Genomic DNA, 561 nt, shown 5'->3' with positions numbered 1-561 from the left:
CACTGTTTGGTTTTGACCGGCTGCCGACTTACATTTGTATCTCAATTGAGATACAATGCTGTGAAGACAGAAGGAAATGTCATGCCTGCGCAAACATCCATGATCCACGTTCGTGTAGATGATCAGCTCAAGGCCCAGGCCACGGATGCCCTGTCAGGGGTCGGCCTGACGGTTTCAGATGCTGTGCGCATCCTGCTGACACGTGTTGCTGCTGAGGGCGGTCTGCCTGCGGGTCTGGCCGCTGATCCAGATGCCTATGATGCCTGGTTTCGCGCCAAAGTGCAGGATGCCTTGGCGGACGCGCGACCCGCGGTACCGCATGATCAGGTGATGCAGGATGCCCGCGCCCGGATCACTGGGACGCCGCGTGCCTGAAATCGCATGGAAGGCCCTGGCGGTCGCGGACCTGATGGCGATTGTCGATTATATTTCTGACGATAGCCCGACTGCGGCGCTGGCTCTGGTCGACGACATTCAGGGCAAAGTGGCGCAGCTCTCGGCGCATCCCAAACGCGGGCGTCCTGGCCGTGTAGAGGGCACACGCGAGCTGGTTGTCCGGCC

The 561-nt window shown here is 60.2% G+C and carries 2 protein-coding genes; both read left to right on the top strand.

From position 1 onward, the window contains the following. The coding region (relB, locus tag ABD329_RS48010; protein ID WP_344318328.1) for a type II toxin-antitoxin system RelB family antitoxin at positions 1-375 on the top strand (375 nt) is incomplete at its 5' end. Then, positions 368-561 (top strand): type II toxin-antitoxin system RelE/ParE family toxin (locus tag ABD329_RS48005; protein ID WP_344318327.1); only part of this gene is annotated, 194 nt, incomplete at its 3' end. The genes relB and ABD329_RS48005, both read left to right, overlap by 8 nt.

Source organism: Streptomyces javensis (genome assembly GCF_039525925.1).
Classification (GTDB): domain Bacteria; phylum Actinomycetota; class Actinomycetes; order Streptomycetales; family Streptomycetaceae; genus Streptomyces; species Streptomyces asiaticus.
This window is presented reverse-complemented; position numbering and strand designations above follow the sequence as displayed.